Below are 918 nucleotides of genomic sequence, written 5' to 3'. Positions count from 1 at the left end.
TCCGTGTGCGGCGTGATCGAACCCGGCTTGGCCAGCACCTGGCCGCGCTCGACGTCTTCACGCTTGGTGCCGCGCAGCAGAATGCCCACGTTGTCGCCCGCCTGGCCTTGGTCCAGCAGCTTGCGGAACATTTCCACGCCCGTGCACGTCGTCTTCACCGTCGGCTTGATGCCCACGATTTCGATTTCTTCGCCAACCTTGATCACGCCGCGCTCGATACGGCCAGTCACCACCGTGCCGCGACCCGAGATCGAGAACACGTCTTCGACCGGCATCAGGAACGTGCCGTCAACCGCGCGCTCCGGCGTCGGAATGTACGTGTCCAGCGCCTGCGCCAGCGACAGGATCGCCTGCTCGCCCAGCTCGCCCTTGTCGCCTTCCAGCGCCAGCTTGGCCGAACCCTTGATGATCGGCGTGTCGTCGCCCGGGAAGTCGTACTTCGACAGCAGCTCGCGAACTTCCATTTCCACCAGCTCCAGCAGCTCGGCGTCATCGACCATGTCCGCCTTGTTCAGGAACACGATGATGTACGGCACGCCCACCTGGCGGCTCAGCAGAATGTGCTCGCGCGTCTGCGGCATCGGACCGTCGGCGGCCGACACCACCAGGATCGCGCCGTCCATCTGCGCCGCGCCCGTGATCATGTTCTTCACGTAGTCGGCGTGGCCCGGGCAGTCAACGTGCGCGTAGTGGCGCGTTTCCGTTTCGTATTCCACGTGCGCCGTGTTGATCGTGATGCCGCGCGCCTTCTCTTCAGGAGCCGCATCGATCTGGTCGTAGCCCTTGGCTTCGCCGCCGAACTTGCTCGACAGCACCGTCGTGATGGCCGCCGTCAACGTCGTTTTGCCGTGGTCAACGTGACCAATCGTACCCACGTTCACGTGCGGCTTGGTACGTTCAAACTTGCCTTTTGCCATG

1 protein-coding gene is annotated in these 918 nt (G+C 63.7%); it reads right to left on the bottom strand.

Annotated elements, in window-relative coordinates; translation table 11 throughout:
- Positions 1-917 (bottom strand): elongation factor Tu (gene tuf, locus NGJ44_RS23095; protein ID WP_251866065.1); only part of this gene is annotated, 917 nt, incomplete at its 3' end.
- Between the last annotated feature and the right edge of the window lies 1 nt (position 918).

Source organism: Achromobacter sp. Marseille-Q4962 (assembly GCF_943737005.1).
In the GTDB taxonomy this organism is placed as follows: domain Bacteria; phylum Pseudomonadota; class Gammaproteobacteria; order Burkholderiales; family Burkholderiaceae_B; genus Achromobacter.
Note: the sequence above shows the minus strand (reverse complement) of the source record. Positions and strands in the feature narration are given on the sequence as shown.